Source organism: Roseovarius halotolerans (genome assembly GCF_900172255.1).
GTDB classification, from domain to species: Bacteria; Pseudomonadota; Alphaproteobacteria; order Rhodobacterales; family Rhodobacteraceae; genus Roseovarius; species Roseovarius halotolerans.
On record NZ_FWFU01000001.1, the window covers coordinates 898,726 to 914,334 of the forward strand.

Annotated in this window: 15 protein-coding genes; 12 read left to right on the forward strand and 3 right to left on the reverse strand. The window is 63.6% G+C overall.

What is annotated here, in order from left to right; genetic code table 11:
• Window positions 1–6: 6 nt before the first annotated feature.
• Window positions 7–1,212 carry an aminotransferase class V-fold PLP-dependent enzyme gene (locus ROH8110_RS04390; protein WP_085816484.1) on the reverse strand — a complete coding sequence of 402 codons (1,206 nt, stop codon included), beginning with the start codon at window positions 1,210–1,212 and terminating at the stop codon, window positions 7–9.
• Window positions 1,213–1,501: 289 nt separating this feature from the next.
• Here ROH8110_RS04390 and ROH8110_RS04395 point away from each other — a divergent pair, with 289 nt between their 5' ends.
• Window positions 1,502–2,140 carry a response regulator transcription factor gene (locus ROH8110_RS04395; protein ID WP_245962752.1) on the forward strand — a complete coding sequence of 213 codons (639 nt, stop codon included), beginning with the start codon at window positions 1,502–1,504 and terminating at the stop codon, window positions 2,138–2,140.
• Window positions 2,141–2,165: 25 nt separating this feature from the next.
• Here the strand turns inward: ROH8110_RS04395 and ROH8110_RS04400 are convergent, their stop codons facing one another.
• A complete protein-coding gene (locus ROH8110_RS04400) occupies window positions 2,166–2,906 on the reverse strand; it encodes a sulfotransferase family 2 domain-containing protein (RefSeq protein WP_139837383.1) in 741 nt (246 codons plus the stop codon).
• A gap of 309 nt (window positions 2,907–3,215) precedes the next feature.
• On the opposite strand from ROH8110_RS04400, the gene ROH8110_RS04405 reads away from it, so the two are divergent.
• The 6 genes from ROH8110_RS04405 to ROH8110_RS04430 are packed head-to-tail and all read left to right on the forward strand — an operon-like array spanning window position 3,216 to window position 9,177.
• Window positions 3,216–6,080 carry a monovalent cation/H+ antiporter subunit A gene (locus tag ROH8110_RS04405; RefSeq protein ID WP_085816487.1) on the forward strand — a complete coding sequence of 955 codons (2,865 nt, stop codon included), beginning with the start codon at window positions 3,216–3,218 and terminating at the stop codon, window positions 6,078–6,080.
• Between the two features lies 1 nt (window position 6,081).
• Window positions 6,082–6,465 carry a Na+/H+ antiporter subunit C gene (locus ROH8110_RS04410; RefSeq protein WP_085816488.1) on the forward strand — a complete coding sequence of 128 codons (384 nt, stop codon included), beginning with the start codon at window positions 6,082–6,084 and terminating at the stop codon, window positions 6,463–6,465.
• Entirely contained in the window at window positions 6,462–8,039 is a 1,578-nt protein-coding gene (locus ROH8110_RS04415; protein WP_085816489.1) for a monovalent cation/H+ antiporter subunit D, read from the forward strand. The genes ROH8110_RS04410 and ROH8110_RS04415 overlap by 4 nt, the downstream gene beginning before the upstream one ends.
• On the forward strand, window positions 8,036–8,527 hold the full coding sequence (locus tag ROH8110_RS04420) for a Na+/H+ antiporter subunit E (RefSeq protein ID WP_085816490.1): 492 nt from the start codon (window positions 8,036–8,038) through the stop codon (window positions 8,525–8,527). The genes ROH8110_RS04415 and ROH8110_RS04420 overlap by 4 nt, the downstream gene beginning before the upstream one ends.
• Entirely contained in the window at window positions 8,524–8,793 is a 270-nt protein-coding gene (locus ROH8110_RS04425) for a K+/H+ antiporter subunit F (RefSeq protein WP_085816491.1), read from the forward strand. Before ROH8110_RS04420 ends, ROH8110_RS04425 begins: the two co-directional genes overlap by 4 nt.
• A gap of 9 nt (window positions 8,794–8,802) precedes the next feature.
• On the forward strand, window positions 8,803–9,177 hold the full coding sequence (locus ROH8110_RS04430; RefSeq protein WP_085816492.1) for a Na+/H+ antiporter subunit G: 375 nt from the start codon (window positions 8,803–8,805) through the stop codon (window positions 9,175–9,177).
• Window positions 9,178–9,196: 19 nt separating this feature from the next.
• On the opposite strand, the gene ROH8110_RS04435 is transcribed toward ROH8110_RS04430, so the two are convergent.
• Window positions 9,197–10,000 carry an IclR family transcriptional regulator gene (locus ROH8110_RS04435; RefSeq protein ID WP_085816493.1) on the reverse strand — a complete coding sequence of 268 codons (804 nt, stop codon included), beginning with the start codon at window positions 9,998–10,000 and terminating at the stop codon, window positions 9,197–9,199.
• A 170-nt stretch (window positions 10,001–10,170) separates the two neighbouring features.
• On the opposite strand from ROH8110_RS04435, the gene ROH8110_RS04440 reads away from it, so the two are divergent.
• The 5 genes from ROH8110_RS04440 (at window position 10,171) to ROH8110_RS04460 (ending at window position 15,609) form a co-directional block, all read left to right on the forward strand.
• Window positions 10,171–11,688, forward strand: coding sequence for an ABC transporter substrate-binding protein (locus ROH8110_RS04440; RefSeq protein WP_370738108.1), 1,518 nt, complete (start codon window positions 10,171–10,173; stop codon window positions 11,686–11,688).
• 101 nt (window positions 11,689–11,789) lie between these two features.
• Window positions 11,790–12,707 carry an ABC transporter permease gene (locus ROH8110_RS04445; protein WP_085816495.1) on the forward strand — a complete coding sequence of 306 codons (918 nt, stop codon included), beginning with the start codon at window positions 11,790–11,792 and terminating at the stop codon, window positions 12,705–12,707.
• 1 nt (window position 12,708) lies between these two features.
• Window positions 12,709–13,611 carry an ABC transporter permease gene (locus tag ROH8110_RS04450; protein ID WP_085816496.1) on the forward strand — a complete coding sequence of 301 codons (903 nt, stop codon included), beginning with the start codon at window positions 12,709–12,711 and terminating at the stop codon, window positions 13,609–13,611.
• 4 nt (window positions 13,612–13,615) lie between these two features.
• Window positions 13,616–14,611, forward strand: coding sequence for an ABC transporter ATP-binding protein (locus ROH8110_RS04455; RefSeq protein WP_085816497.1), 996 nt, complete (start codon window positions 13,616–13,618; stop codon window positions 14,609–14,611).
• Window positions 14,608–15,609 (forward strand): ABC transporter ATP-binding protein, encoded by a 1,002-nt coding sequence (locus tag ROH8110_RS04460; RefSeq protein WP_085816498.1) that lies wholly within the window; start codon window positions 14,608–14,610, stop codon window positions 15,607–15,609. The genes ROH8110_RS04455 and ROH8110_RS04460 overlap by 4 nt, the downstream gene beginning before the upstream one ends.

Below are 15,609 nucleotides of genomic sequence, written 5' to 3' on the forward strand. Positions count from 1 at the left end.
GCGCATTCAGGCGGCTTGCGAGGCGGGCTGTTCGATCCCGTCGGGCGTGGTGAGGCGGTAGCATTCCTGCGCGGCGGCCACGCCGGCACCGGGTTCGATCACGGCGCCCGAGTCGCGCAGCGCCATTTCCGCCGCCGAGATCGCGGCGCAGAGCATCACCGGGTTGAGCGACCCCAGATGGCCGATGCGAAAGGCGCGCCCCGCGAGGATGTTGAGGCCCGAGCCGAGCGAGGTCTGGTATTTGTAATAGGCGGTCGAGATCACGTCGCGCGCATCGACGCCCTGCGGCGTGTAGATCGCCGAGACGGTATCGGAATACCATTGCGGGTCTTCGGCCACGAGGCGGCAGCCCTGCCATGCGGCAACGGCGGCGCGCACGCCGCGCGCCAGCCGGTTGTGGCGCGCCCAGACGGTTTCCATCCCCGCGCCGAGCAGCATGTCGAGCGATGTGCGCAGCCCGCGCAGTAGCTGCGTGGCGGGGGTATAGGGGAAATAGCCGGTGTCGTTGAGCGCGATCATGTCTGCGAAGCTGAAGTAGCAGCGCGCCATGGTCGCGTGTTCATGGGCGGCCAGGGCCTTGTCTGAAACCCCGAGGAAGCCAAGCCCGGCGGGCAGCATGAAGCCCTTTTGCGAGCCCGCGACGGCGAGGTCGACGCCCCATTCCTCCATCTCGAATTCGATCGACCCGATCGAGCTGACTCCATCCACGAAGAGCAGCGCGGGGTGCTGCGCATCGTCGAGCGCGCGCCGGATCGCGGCGATATCCGAGGTCACGCCGGTCGCGGTTTCGTTATGGGTGCAGAAGACGGCCTTGATCCGGTGGTCGCGGTCGTCGCGCAGCTGCGCCGCGTAGTCGTCGACCGGGACGCCCTTGCCCCAGTCGGTGTCGCAAAGCGTCACGTCGAGGCCGAGGCGGCGGGCCATGTCGGCCCAGAGCAGCGAGAACTGCCCGAAGCGCGACATCAGCACACGGTCGCCGGTGTTGAGCGTGTTCGAGATCGCCGCCTCCCAGGCGCCGGTGCCGGATGAGGAAAAGACGAAGACGCGGCCATTGCGAAGGCGGTAGACCCGTTTCAGATCCTCGAGAATGCCTGAGACGAAATCGCCGAAATCGGGGGCGCGCATGTCCTCCATCGGGATGTTCATGGCCTGGCGCACGGGTTCGGGCACATTGGTGGGGCCGGGGATGAAAAGATGTTGGTAGCCGTTCATGATCTTCCTCCGAAATCAGGGTCTGCCCTCTTGTATCGGCCAGCGCACCCCCATCGCGAAACGCCCGAAGGAATGGTCATCGAGGCCAGCGGCGCGGGCCTGCCAACGAACGGGTAGGGCGGCCCCACCCGTTTGGGTGACGGGGAAGGACGGAATACGTCGGTATGCCCCGGTATGCAGAATTTTCCTTTAAAATCATCGGTTTCGGGTGATCATATGTCGCAATTTGCAGCATGGCGCGCGGAGATTCCTGGTGTAAGCTCGTGCGATGGAGGAGAGACAACCCATCTTGGGAACGCCCGCGCCTGGCGCGGCGTCCGATGTTCCGCAGGTCATCGTTGCCGACCGGCAGGCGATTGTCTGTCAGGGCATCGGTTCGCTCGTGGCGCAGATCCCGGAGGTGGCGCTCGGGGCCTTTGCGAACGACAAGGCGAGCCTCAAGAAGCTGTTGTCGGGCGCGCGCGGCAAATCGATCCTGATCCTCGGGGTGCGACTGGCGGATGGCGACCTGACCCAGGTTCTGGAGATGGTGCGCAAGGATCACCCGGAGGTGATGGTGGTGGTCATCGCCGAGGACACCGAGTTCGCCTTTATCCGCATGGCGGTGAAGGAGGGCGCGAATTCGGTCTGCATGATGAGCCAGATCCTGACCAGCCTGCCGCGAATCCTGGGCAAGCTGGTGGAGGGGCATGCGATCATGCCGACCGAGATCCTGCGGCGGCTGACATCGGACAATGCCGACGCACTGTCGCGGCGCGAGCACGAGATCCTGGCGCTGCTGGTGGACGGGCTAACGAATTTCCAGATCTCCGCCCGGCTGGGCCTGAGCGAGAACACGGTCAAATATTACCTCAAGGCGATCTATCAGAAGCTGGACGTGAATTCACGCGGCGCGGCCATCGCCAAATATGTCGCCGGAAATTACTGACCCCCCACGCGAGAGGCCCGGGGGGTCAATAGAACCGCTTGTAATCCTCTGCGTAGAGTTCGCAGATCCATTCGCGGGTTTCGCGGTCGAGCATGTCGGCGGTGACCTGACGGATTTCGGACGCGTCGCTGACGATGGCGTCGATCAGCCCCTTGGGGCGCTCCGGCGCGGGGGGCGCGAATTTGTTGTGGTGTCCGAAATCGACGCTGAGGCTGCCGCCGGAGGTTTTTCGCAGCCAGTCCGACAGCGGCGCGAACCCGTTTTCGAGGTGAAATATCGTGCAGGTTTCCGGCACGATCCGGTCAGCGGGCAGGAAGTGATTGTCGAACCTGTTCTCGAAATGGTTATCCGAGCGTTCCAGCCGGTCGAGGAACCGGCGCAGGCCTTGGCGGCGCGGGATATGTCCGAGGCTGCGATTGAAGTTGAAGGCGCTGAGGAAGCGGTCGACCGGGTCGCGCATAAAGGCGAAGCTGTGGTCGAAGAAATCCGGGTCGAACAGCCGCGCCAACACGTTGCGCGGCACATGCTGGGGCGAGGAGCGGTTCCAGTCGGGCACGTTCGGGCCGAGCCAGTCGGCATCGAGGAAGGACATCTTGATCCCGGCGTCCTGAAGCCCGTGTTCCACCGTCGAGCCGCCGCTTTTCGGAACATGGGCGAAGAGATAAATGGCGCCGTCGTGTCGGAAAATCGGCATGGCATGGCTCGCGGCTGTATCGGCACCGTAATTGATGCGCTTGGACTGGTGCTTATGTAGGCGTTCCGGCACGGGATTTGCAATTCGATTTGCGCATGATGTGCCGGGCGGACGGAAGGCCGCACGGTCTTGCCCTGCGGGACGGTTCCTGCGATGCAAGGGACGTTTCGGTGGGTGCGGTGCGCCATTTGACGCGGGCCGAAGTTTCGGTTTTGGTTGACTTGTGGCCGAAGCGACAAATTTTTAAGAAGGGGACGGCGACGGGAGCGCGCGGGACGATGCGCACCGGGGCCGGGACCGACAGGGGCGGGGGAATTGCATGTGGCTCATGTGGCGATTCCGCTTGAAGAACGCGTGAACAGTGTTTGAAACGGAGCGGATATGAGCGACGGCGGAAGTCTATTACCTATCATTGCGCTGCTTCCATTCCTGGGGGCGCTGGTGCCGGGGCTGATGATCCGCGCCGGACGAACGGCCTGCGCCACATTTACCGCCGTGCCGACGCTGGCGGCGCTGGTCATGCTGGGTACGCTGGCACCCGCGGTGCTGCGCGGCGAAGTGTTGCAGGCCGAGCTGGTCTGGTTGCCGCAGCTGGGGCTGAGCGCCAGTTTCTTCCTCGACGGGCTGGGATTTCTGTTCGCGGGCATGATCCTGGGCGTGGGGCTTCTGATTACGCTCTATGCACGCTTCTACCTGTCGGGCGAGGACCCGATGGGACAGTTCTATACCTGTCTGCTGCTGTTCCAGGGCGCGATGCTGGGCATCGTGATTTCGGACAATATCCTGCTGTTGCTGATTTTCTGGGAGCTGACCAGCCTGTCCTCGTTCCTGCTGATCGGGTATTGGAAGCACTTGCCCGAGGGGCGCCAAGGCGCGCGCATGGCACTGGCGGTGACCGGGGCGGGCGGGCTTGCGATGATCGCGGGGATGCTGATCCTGGGCGATATCGTGGGCAGCTACAACCTGACCGACATCCTGGCGGAGGGCGACGCGATCCGCGCCTCGGAGTGGTATCTGCCGGCACTGATCCTGATCCTGCTGGGCGCATTCACCAAATCGGCGCAGTTCCCGTTCCATTTCTGGCTGCCGCATGCGATGGCCGCGCCGACGCCGGTTTCGGCCTACCTGCATTCGGCCACGATGGTGAAGGCGGGCGTGTTCCTGATGGCGCGGATGTGGCCGGTGCTGTCGGGCACGGATGCCTGGTTCTATATCGTGTCGATCACGGGCCTTGTCACGATGGTTCTCGGCGCGCTGATCGCGCTGTTCAAGGACGATCTGAAGGCCCTGCTGGCGTTTTCGACCGTCAGTCACCTTGGCCTGCTGACCATGTTGCTGGGCTTTGGCAGCAAGGCGGCGGCGGTGGCGGCGGTGTTTCACGTCATCAACCACCTGACCTTCAAGGCGACCTTGTTCATGACCGCCGGGATCGTCGACCACGAGACCCATACCCGCGACATCAAGCGGCTTGGTGGTCTTGCCAAGTTCATGCCGGTGACGGCGCTGATCGGCACGCTGGCTGCGCTGTCGATGGCCGGGATTCCGTTCTTCAACGGGTTCCTGTCCAAGGAGCTGATGCTGGAAGAGGCGGCGCATACCGGCTGGTTCGGCAATCCCTGGATCGTGCCGGTGCTGGCGACGATCGGCGCGCTGTTGTCGGTGGCCTATTCGCTGCGGTTCATCTTTCACGTCTTTGCCGGGCCGGCGCGCGACGATTACCCGTCCCATCCGCATGACCCGCCGTTCGGCATGTGGGCCGCGCCCGCTTTCCTGACGGTGCTGGTGATGGTGATCGGGATCATGCCGCATCTGGCCGAGCCGCTGGTGGCGGCGGCGGCGAGCGCCGTGACCGGCGCCGAGATGCATCCGCATCTCAAGATCTGGCATGGGGTCACCCCGGCGCTGATCATGTCGATCATCGCCGTTCTGGGCGGCGCTGTCCTGCTGGCGCTGCACCGGCCGCTGGACCGGGCCTGGATCGCGGCGCCGCGACCCGAGGCGAAAACGATCTTCGACGGGCTGGTCGGGGGTATCGCGGCGCTGTCGCGCGCCCTGGCCGAGGGGCTGCATAACGGCGCGATCAGCCGATACCTTGCGATCTTCATCGCCGCCACCGTGCTGTTGGGATACGCGGCCTTCTCGGGCGGCGAGATGAGCCCGCCGACGCGCGAGATCCTTCCGGTTCCGCCGGTCGTGGCGGTTGGCTGGCTGCTGCTTGTCGGGGCGACGATTCTGGTCGTGCTGCATCATCGGAACCGGTTCCGCGCGCTGGTGCTGATCGGGGTGATCGGCCTGATGTTGTCGGGCGGGTTCATCTACCTGTCGGCGCCCGACCTGGCGCTGACGCAGATCTCGGTCGAGACCGTGACGATCATGCTGTTGCTGCTGGCTCTCTATTTCATGCCCAAGGAAAGCCCGAAGGAAAGCGGTGCGCTGCTGCGTCTGCGCGACGGGGCGATTGCGCTGGTCGCGGGCGGGGCGGCTGCCGCGCTGGCGATGGCCTTCCTGATACGCGACTTCAGCCCGATCTCGGAGTTCCATCTGGCCAATGCCTACAAGGGCGGCGGCGGCACCAACGTGGTCAACGTGATCCTGGTCGATTTCCGGGGCTATGACACCTACGGCGAGATCATCGTGCTGGGGATTGCCGGGCTGACCATCTTCGCGCTGATGGAGGCCCTGCTGGCGGGGCCGGCGGGGCGCCGCCTGCGGGCGCGCCCGGTGCCGCCCGACCGCTCGCGCGACCGCCACCCGCTGATGATGGTGGTGGCGACGCGCGCGATGATGCCGATCGCGGTGATGGTCGGGGTCTACATCTTCCTGCGCGGCCACAACCAGCCTGGCGGCGGCTTCGTGGCCGGGCTGGTCATCTCGATCGCGCTGCTGATGCAATACATGGCGTCGGGCTTCGCCTGGACCCAGAGCCGCCAGCGGATCGAATATCACATGATGATCGGCTGGGGCGTGGTGATCGCGGGCCTCACGGGTGCGGGTGCATGGCTGGCGGGCAAGCCCTTCCTGACCAGCGCCTATGGCTATATCCACTGGCCCCCGATCGAGGAGTTTGAATGGGCCACGGCGATGGCGTTCGACCTTGGCGTGTTCCTGACGGTGCTGGGGGCGGTGATGCTGATGCTCTACAGCCTGTCGCGGATCGCCCGCTATGCCGGTGAGACGGTCAATGTGGAGCCGATGGATTACGACCCGTCGCTGACGGTCGAGCAGAGAAAGCCGGAGGTCGAGTGACATGGAGATTGTGGTTGCAAGTTCAATCGGCGTGCTGACGGCGGGCGGGGTCTATTTGATCCTGCGGCTGCGCGCCTTCGCGGTGATCCTCGGGCTGGCGTTGCTGACCTATGCGGTCAATATCTTTCTGTTCGCGACCGGCCGGCTGGCGGTCAACGCGCCGCCGGTGCTGAACAAATACGCCGATGTCGCCTATTCCGACCCGTTGCCGCAGGCACTGGTTCTGACGGCGATCGTGATCTCGTTCGGGATGACGGCGGTGCTGGTGATGATCGCGCTTGGCGCGTTTCTCGAGGCGGATCACGACCGGATCGACATGACCGGCGAGGATGACGCCAGAGACGATGATGACGCCCTGTCGGCGCAAGGGGAAAACCGAGCATGAGTCACTGGATAGTTGCCCCGGTCGTCCTGCCTGCGCTGCTGGCGCCGATCATCGCCTTCGTGATGCGCCATGATATCACGCTGGCGCGCGCGGCCTCATTCGCGGGAACCATCGCGCTGGCGGCTATCGCCGTGGGGCTGATGGTGATGGCGGCGGATGGCACCACGCATGTCTACCGGATGGGCGATTGGGCGGCGCCCTTCGGCATCGTGCTGGTGCTGGACCGGCTTTCGGCGCTGATGCTGCTGGTCACGTCGGCGCTGGCGCTGGTTGTCCTGCTGCATGCGAGCGCGAGCGGATGGGACGACCGCGGGCGCCATTTCCACGCGCTCTTCCAGTTCCAGCTGATGGGCATTTGCGGTGCGTTCCTGACCGGCGACGCCTTCAACCTGTTCGTCTTTTTCGAGGTGCTGCTGATCGCCTCCTACGGCCTGATGATTCATGGCGGCGGGCGCGTGCGCCTGCAGGCGGGCCTGCAATACGTGGTGATGAACCTTGCGGGCTCGACCCTTTTCCTGTTCGCGCTCGGCACGCTTTACGCCTCGACCGGGACGCTCAATATCGCGGATCTTGCGGTGAAGGTGCGTGAATTGCCGCTGGAGGATGCGGCGCTGGTGCGGGTTGCGGCGATCCTGCTGATGGTGGTCTTCGCGATCAAGGCCGCGCTTTTCCCGGTGCAGTTCTGGCTGCCTGCGACCTATGCCAATGCGCCTGCGCCGGTGGCGGCGCTGTTCGCGATCATGACCAAGGTCGGCGCTTACGCGATCATCCGCATTCACGCGGTGGTGTTCGGGCCGGACGTGCCCGGTCTGGGCGGGCTGATCGGCGATTGGCTGATGCCGGCCGCGGTGGTCACGGTGGCAATCGGCGCGGTCGGGGTCCTGGGCGCGCGGCGCCTGATGCCGCTGCTGTCGTTCTCGGTCGTGGGGTCGATGGGCACGATGATGATCGCGGTGGCCGCCTTTACCCCGCAAGCGACCACGGCGGCGCTTTACTATCTGGTGCATTCGACATTCTCGGCGGCGGCGCTGTTCCTGCTGGCCGATCTGGTGGTATCGCGCCGCCCCGGCGGCGATCTGCTGCGGGCCGAGCCGCCGACGGTGCAGAACGGGCTTTTCGCGGCCCTGTTCTTTGCCGGGGCGATCGCGATGGCGGGGATGCCACCCCTGAGCGGGTTCCTGGGCAAGTTGCTGATCCTTGACGGGCTGCGCGATTCAGCGGCGATGACGGCGGCCTGGATCGCGATCCTCGTGGGGTCGCTGATGACCATCGTGGGATTTGCGCGGGCGGGTTCGATCCTGTTCTGGAAATCGACCGCACTCGCGCCCGCAGAGCCCGAGGAAGACACCGGCAACCCCGATGAGACCGAAGCAGGGGACGCTCCGCCGCCGGGACCGGCGAGGGCAGGGGCGCTTGAGGTGGCGCCGACGGTGATGGCGCTGGCGATCCTGGCTGTGCTGGCGTTTCTGGCCGGGCCGATGACCGGCTTCATGGACAAGGCGGCGCATCAGCTGTTCGACGGATCGGATTATGTCGCGGCGGTGCTGGATCCTGACGCGGAGGTCAAGCAATGATCGGGCGCATCTTTCCACATCCGTTGCTGAGCGTGTTGCTGACCGCCGTATGGTTGGGGCTGGTCAACAAGGTCACCCCCGGCAACCTGCTGCTTGGCGGCATTCTGGGGATCGTCGTGCCGATCATGACCGCGCCATACTGGCCGCGCCGCGCCAAGATCGGGCGGCCGTTGCGGGTGATCGAGTATTTCATGATCGTGCTTTGGGATATCGTGGTGGCCAACGTCGAGGTGGCAATGATCATCCTCTTCAAGCGCAACCGAAATATCCATTCGCACTGGATCACAGTGCCGCTCGAGCTGACCTCGCCCGAGGCAATCACCGTGCTGGCAGGGACCATCACCATGACGCCGGGCACCGTGTCGGCGATGCTGGCGGCGGATGGCAGCAGTATCCTTGTGCATTGCCTGCATACCGACGATCCCGACGGTGTGCGCGATCAGATCAAGAGCCGCTACGAGTGGCGCCTGAGGGAGATTTTCCAATGATCACCGCTGCGCTGACATTCGCCACGGGCTGTTTCGGGCTGGGCCTGCTGTTCAACCTCTGGCGCATCGCCACCGGGCCGGACAGCGCTGACCGCATCCTCGCGCTGGATACGATGGTGATCAACATCATCGCGCTGCTGATTCTTTATGGGATGTGGCAGGGCACCACCGTCTATTACGAAGCGTCCATGCTGGTGGCGATGGTGGGGTTCGTTTCGAGCGTCGCCTATTGCCGCTTCGTGCTGCGCGGCGACATCATCGAATAGGGGACGATCATGGATCTTGTAAGCGAATTGCTGATTTCCTTTTTCCTCGTCGTGGCGGGGATCTTCGGGCTGGTCGGCTCGTTCGGGATGATCAAGCTGCGTGACACGATGCAGCGCCTTCATGCCCCGACCAAGGCGACGACGCTGGGTGTCGGCGGCGTACTGATCGGTTCGATGCTGTATTTCCTGCTGGTGAAGGGCATGTTCTCGTTTCACGAGCTGCTGATCACGCTGTTCCTGTTCCTGACCGCGCCGATCACCGCAAATTTCATCGCCAAGACCTTCATGCAGGCGAATCTGCATCAGTCCGATCTGCCCGGCACCGAAAGCGAATACGGCTGGTCGATCTACCAGGACCCGCCGGAACGCAGCGAAGAGGACTGAACAGGCGCGCGTCGCGCCGTCAGCCAGCCGGACTGCGGGAATAGCCTCGCTGCGCCTGGAATGACGGCGAGATGGAATTCGCGGTATCCTGAATCTGGGGCAGAATCTCGGCGATGATCTTTTCGCGCGTCCATGTATGGGCCGAAACAGAACATTGCACCGCCGCCATTGCGCGTCCGTCATGGCCCGGAATGGGCGCGGCAACGCCGATCTCGTTCAGAATCATCTGCCCGGTCGAGATCGCGAATCCGTCATGCACCGCGCGTTCGACGCTGTCGCGGATACTGCCCCGGTCAAGCGTGGTGCAGGGTGTGAACTGGATGATCGGCCAGTTGTCGACCGCGGCGCGGCGTTCGTCTTCGGGAAAGGTGGCCAGCATTGCACGCCCCGCGGATGTCGAGAGCGCCGGCAGGCGGCGCCCGATGATGGTGGCGGCGAAATAGGTGCGTTTGCAGGGCAGGCGGCTGACATAGATGATGTGGTCGCCCGACAGTTCGGCAAGGTTGATGGTTTCGCCGATCTCTTGCGAGAGGCTGATGAGCTTGGGAATCGTCTGTCCGACCAGGGGATCGGACCAGTAATAGGCATAGGCCATCTGAAGCCATGCATGCGAGGGACGAAAGCGGCGCGTCACCGGATCCTTGTCGAGCATGCCCTCGATATGGAGGGTGTTGGCAAGGCGCTGAGTCGCGCTTTTGTCGAGCCCGCTTCGCTGTGCGAGGTCGGAGAGCGTGAGCTCGGTGTGGCTTTCATCGAATGCCCGTAAAAGTCGCAAACCCTTGGCAAGCGAACCGACATAAAGGGTATTTTGTTTCGTGGTCATGGCGCTCTCGGGTTTTTCCCGCCCGGGAGCGTTCAAGGGGGTTGACGCAGGCGGGCAGGTTAGAATTAATGGATCATATGAAGGTTCAAGGTATCATAGTATGATACACGAAGAATGAAAGCAAAGATTTTTGGCGCCAATGTGCGCTTGATCACAACAGGGAGACAATGATGAAGAAATCCTGGTTCAAATCCGGAATCGCCAGCATCGCGCTGATCGCCGCCGCCGGCGGCGCCTGGGCCGACAAGGCGAACGACACGCTGCGCGTAGCGTTCACCAAAGAGCTCGAGAATGTCGACAGCTATTTCAACTCGTCGCGCGAAGGCGTGGTGTTGCAGCGCGCCATCTGGGATGGCCTGATCTACCGCGATCCGGCGACCAATGAATACAAGGGTAACCTGGCGACATCCTGGGAATGGATCGACGACACCACCCTGGAGCTTAAGCTGCGCGAGGGCGTGACCTTTCACGATGGTTCGCCCTTCAATGCCGATGACGTTGTCTACACCGTCAATTTCGTTGCCAAGGAAGAGAACGGCGTCAAGACGCAGCGCAACGTGAACTGGATGGAATCCGCCGAGAAGGTGGACGACTATACCGTGCGCATCCACCTGAAGGAAAAGTTCCCGGCGGCGATCGAATTCCTGTCGGGTCCGGTGTCGATGTATCCGTCCGATTACTATGCCGAGGTTGGCCCCAGCGGCATGGGGCTCGAGCCGGTCGGAACCGGCCCCTACAAGGTCGTGTCGGTGGTGCCCGGCCAGCATTTCGTGCTGGAAAAGAACGAGAACTACCACGACAGCCCCAAGGGCCAGCCGGAAATCGCCAATGTCGACATCCGCACCATTCCGGATGTGAACACGCAGATGGCCGAACTGTTCAGCGGGTCGCTTGACCTGATCTGGCAGGTGCCCGCCGACCAGGCCGAAAAGCTGGCCACGATGGATCAGTTCACCGTCAAGAACGAATCCACCATGCGCGTCGGGTATCTGAACATGGATGCCGCGGGCCGTTCGGGTGACACGCCCGTCACCGACCTGCGCGTGCGCCGCGCGATCAACCATGCGATCAACCGTGAAGAGCTGGTCGAAGCGCTTCTGAAGGGCAAGTCGCGCGTGGTCTCGACGCCCTGCTTCCCGAGCCAGTTCGGTTGCGTGGAAGATGCGGCCAAGTCCTACGAGTATGATCCCGAGAAGGCCAAGGCGCTGCTGGCGGAAGCCGGGTATCCCGATGGCTTCACGATCGAGTTCTACGCCTATCGCAACCGCGAATATGCCGAGGCGATCATGAGCTACCTGAACGCGGTCGGCATCCAGACCGATTTCAAGTTCCTGCAATACTCCGCGCTGCGTGAGCAGAACATGAAGGGCGAAGTGCCGCTGGCCTTCCTGACCTGGGGCAGCTTCTCGATCAACGATGCCTCGGCGATGGTCAGCCAGTTCTTCAAGCATGGATCGCTTGACGACGCGCGCGACGACCAGGTGCTTGAGTATCTCAACATCGCCGACAGCTCGACCGATCCCGATACGCGTATCGAGAATTACGCCAAGGCGATCGAGCGGATCACCGACCAGGCCTATTGGGCGCCGATGTTCTCGTACAACACGAACTACGTGTTCACCAACGAGGTCGAGTACACACCCACCGCCGACGAGGTGCTGCGCTTCACCACGATGAGCTGGAACTGATCCAGGCTCCGGTGCGGGGGCCATTGCGGCCCCCGCCAGTGCACCTGTAGCCCCCATGCAATCGCCGCGCCGCGAAGCGCGCGATAACCAAAGGTGTCTCCGTGCTGACATTCATTCTCAAACGGCTTGGCCTTGCTGTCCTAGTGGCCTTCACGGTGTCGTTCATCAGTTTCACGTTGTTGTTCCTCGCGGGCGATCCCGCTGCGGCGCTGGCGGGCGAGACCGCCAGCGGCGAGGATATCGAGGCGATCAGCAAGCTTTACGGCTTCGACCGCCCGATGCTGATTCAATACGGCGACTGGCTGTTCTCGGCTTTGCGCGGTGATTTCGGCGAGAGCTATTATTTCCGCCTGCCGGTGGCCTCGCTGATCTTCGAGCGGCTTGGTGTGACCATGACGCTGGGGGTCTGCGGCATCAGCTTCGCATTGCTGACTGCGGTGCCGCTTGGTGTCGCCGCGGCGATCCGGCCCAATTCGATCATCGACCGTGTGGCCTTGTTCCTGTCGGTGGCAGGGCAGGCGATGCCGAGCTTCTGGTTCGGCCTGATCCTGATCGTGCTGTTTGCCATCAAGCTGGGTTGGCTTCCGCCCTCGGGCGCGTCGAGCCCGGCGCATTTCATCATGCCAACCATCGTTCTGGGCTATTACGCGATGCCGGCGATCATGCGCCTGACGCGGGCGGGGATGCTGGATGTGCTGTCCTCGGACTATATCCGCACCGCGCGCGCCAAGGGCGCGCCGGAGGGACGGATCCTGTTCCGCCACGCGCTGCGCAATGCGATCATTCCGGTGGTGTCGCTGGCTGCGGTGCAGATGGGTTTCATGCTGGGCGGCTCGATCGTGGTCGAGTCGATCTTCGCGCTGCACGGCGCGGGTTACCTTGCCTGGGAAAGCATCGCACGCAACGATCTGCCGACCGTTCAGGCGCTGATCCTTGTCTTCTCGATGTTCTATATCGTTTTCACCTTCCTTGCCGACGTGCTGAACGCCTGGCTTGATCCGCGCATGAGGAGCAGCTGAGATGTCTGACACCAGCACCACAGATTCCTTGCTGCAGGAGATCACCGGCCCGACACCCGGCCAGATGTTGCGCAAGCGCGTCTTCGGGCATCAGGGGCTGCTGTTTGGCGGGATCGTCCTTGCGATCCTGCTGTTCATAGCCATCTTCGCTCCGCTTCTGGCGCCGCATGATCCTTATGCCCAAAGCCTGATGACCCGGATGCAGCCGCCTGTTTTCCTGGGCGGCGACTGGGAACACCCGCTGGGCACCGACCATCTGGGGCGAGATTACCTGTCGCGGCTGATCTATGGCGCGCGTGTCTCGCTGATGATCGGCGCGGTGGCGGCGTTGATCTCGGGCGTGATCGGCACGGCAATGGGCGTGGCCGCGGGCTATTTCGGCGGCCGTGTGGACATGGTGGTCACGTTCCTGATCAACGTGCGCCTTGCGATGCCGGTCGTGCTGGTCGCGCTGGCGGTCGTGGCCATCCTGGGCGGATCGCTCCAGGTCGTGATCGTTGTGCTTGGCCTGCTGTTGTGGGACCGCTTCGCTGTGGTCATGCGCGCCTCGACGCTACAGGTGCGGGGGCGCGAATATGTTGCCGCCGCGCGCGCCATCGGCGCATCGACGCCGCGCGTGATCCTGTCCGAGATCATGCCCAACATCGCCAACAACCTGATCGTGGTGGTCACGCTGGAGATGGCCCACGCCATCCTTCTGGAAGCGGCGCTGTCCTTCCTGGGTCTTGGCGTGCAACCGCCGACGCCAAGCTGGGGCCTGATGGTCTCGGAGGGCAAGAACATGATGCTGTTCGAGCCCTGGATGGTGCTTATCCCCGGCGCGGTGCTGTTCCTGCTTGTGCTGGCGATCAACCTCATGGGCGATGGTCTGCGCGACGTGACTGCCCCCGAAAACCGGAGCTGAGACAATGGAAAAACCCCTGTTGAGCGTCCGAAACCTGACGATCGACATTCCCGTCGGTGGGGGCACCCTGCATGCGGTGCGCGGCATCGACTTCGATCTGAACCGGGGCGAGACCCTTTGCATCGTCGGCGAAAGCGGCTCCGGGAAGTCGCTGACATCGCTGGCGTTGATGGGGCTCCTGGGCAAGAATATCGACCGCAGTGCCGACCGGATGGAATTCGACGGCACCGAGCTGACCACGGCGAGTCCGCGCACCATGCGCGCGCTGCGCGGTGACCGGATGTCGATGATCTTTCAGGAGCCGATGACATCGCTCAATCCCGCCTACACGATCGGCGACCAGCTGATCGAGGCGCTGCGCCTGCACAAGTCCGTCAGCCGGGAGGCCGCCCGCGCGCGCGCCACCGAGTTGCTGGAGAAGGTCGGCATCACCGCCGCCGCCAGCCGCCTGTCGCAATATCCGCACCAACTGTCGGGCGGGCTGCGTCAACGCGTCATGATCGCGATGGCGCTGATGTGCGAACCCGAGCTGATCATCGCGGACGAGCCGACAACGGCGCTGGATGTGACCATCCAGGCGCAGATCCTGCGCCTGCTGCATGACCTTGGGCAGGAAATGAACATGGCGATGATCCTCATCACCCATGACCTGGGCGTGGTGGCGCGGGTCGCCGACAAGGTCGCGGTGATGTATGCCGGAGAGCTGGTCGAGACCGGCTCGGCGGTGGATGTGTTCAACTCGCCCTCGCATCCCTATACGCGCGGTCTGCTGCGCTGCATCCCTTTGCCCGGCAAGACTGCGCGCGGCAGCACGCTTGGCACCATTCCGGGGATCGTGCCGTCGCTGGTCGGCGATATCGAGGGCTGCGCGTTTCGCACGCGCTGTCCGCATGCGATGGCCGCCTGTCATCAGGACATTCCCTTGCAGGGCCGCCCCGAGCACGCCTTTCGCTGCGTTCATGAAGACGGCAAGCGCCACGACGAGGAGGTCATCGCATGACCGAGCAGGCAACCACTTCGGCGGTGCTGGAACTGCGCAATGTCACCAAGACCTATCGCGTCAAGCAGGGCCTCTTTGGCAAGGCCAAGCCGCTGACGGCGGTCAATGATGTCTCGTTGTCGCTGCCGCGCGGCGAGGTTCTGGGGCTGGTGGGCGAATCCGGTTGCGGGAAATCGACTCTGGCCAAGATCCTGCTCGGACTCGAGGCGCCGAGCTTGGGGCAGGTCATGGTGGATGGTCAGGAGATCACCGCCCAGGACCGCCTGAGCCTTGCGCGCCGGATCCAGCCGATTTTCCAGGATCCCTATTCATCGCTCAATCCGCGCAAGAGCATCTATGACATCGTGTCCCTTCCGCTGCGGGTGCACGGGATTGGCGACAAGGCGCATTGGGACAAGGAAGTGCGTCGTATTCTCGATATCGTGGGCTTGCCCGCGCGGGTCATGAACACCTATCCCAGCCAGATGTCGGGCGGTCAGCGCCAGCGGGTCGCCATCGCGCGGGCGCTGATCATGAAGCCCGAGATCGTGATCTGCGACGAGCCGACATCGGCGCTGGATGTGTCAGTACAGAGCCAGATCCTGAACCTGCTGGGAGATCTGCGCAGCGAGTTTGGCCTGACCTATCTGTTCATCAGCCACGACCTGGCAGTGGTCGAGCACCTGGCGACGCGGGTGGCGGTCATGTATCTGGGTCGGATCGTCGAGGAATCCGACGTGGCGGGTCTGTTCGACGATGCGCGCCATCCCTATACGCAGGCGCTGCTGAAATCGGTGCTGACGCCCGAGCCGGGGCTTGGGGTGCCCGACACCCAGCTTGGCATGGCCTATCCCAACCCGATCGACCCGCCGAGCGGCTGCCAGTTCCATCCGCGCTGCCCGATGGCGGGCGCGCATTGCAAGAGCGTCGCGCCAAGGCCTGTTCCCACCAGCCACGGCCATGTGGAATGCCACCTGCACGATCCCGACAGCCCCATGTATGATCCGAAGGTCGCCTGA

What these genes read in the sequence shown, in the direction of transcription:
- ROH8110_RS04390 (WP_085816484.1), bottom strand. Translation starts at nt 1,212, where the DNA reads ATGAACGGCTACCAACATCTTTTCATCCCCGGCCCCACCAATGTGCCC.
- ROH8110_RS04405 (WP_085816487.1), top strand. Translation starts at nt 3,216, where the DNA reads ATGAGCGACGGCGGAAGTCTATTACCTATCATTGCGCTGCTTCCATTC.
- ROH8110_RS04410 (WP_085816488.1), top strand. Translation starts at nt 6,082, where the DNA reads ATGGAGATTGTGGTTGCAAGTTCAATCGGCGTGCTGACGGCGGGCGGG.
- ROH8110_RS04415 (WP_085816489.1), top strand. Translation starts at nt 6,462, where the DNA reads ATGAGTCACTGGATAGTTGCCCCGGTCGTCCTGCCTGCGCTGCTGGCG.
- ROH8110_RS04420 (WP_085816490.1), top strand. Translation starts at nt 8,036, where the DNA reads ATGATCGGGCGCATCTTTCCACATCCGTTGCTGAGCGTGTTGCTGACC.
- ROH8110_RS04425 (WP_085816491.1), top strand. Translation starts at nt 8,524, where the DNA reads ATGATCACCGCTGCGCTGACATTCGCCACGGGCTGTTTCGGGCTGGGC.
- ROH8110_RS04430 (WP_085816492.1), top strand. Translation starts at nt 8,803, where the DNA reads ATGGATCTTGTAAGCGAATTGCTGATTTCCTTTTTCCTCGTCGTGGCG.
- ROH8110_RS04435 (WP_085816493.1), bottom strand. Translation starts at nt 10,000, where the DNA reads ATGACCACGAAACAAAATACCCTTTATGTCGGTTCGCTTGCCAAGGGT.
- ROH8110_RS04440 (WP_370738108.1), top strand. Translation starts at nt 10,171, where the DNA reads ATGAAGAAATCCTGGTTCAAATCCGGAATCGCCAGCATCGCGCTGATC.
- ROH8110_RS04450 (WP_085816496.1), top strand. Translation starts at nt 12,709, where the DNA reads ATGTCTGACACCAGCACCACAGATTCCTTGCTGCAGGAGATCACCGGC.
- ROH8110_RS04455 (WP_085816497.1), top strand. Translation starts at nt 13,616, where the DNA reads ATGGAAAAACCCCTGTTGAGCGTCCGAAACCTGACGATCGACATTCCC.
- ROH8110_RS04460 (WP_085816498.1), top strand. Translation starts at nt 14,608, where the DNA reads ATGACCGAGCAGGCAACCACTTCGGCGGTGCTGGAACTGCGCAATGTC.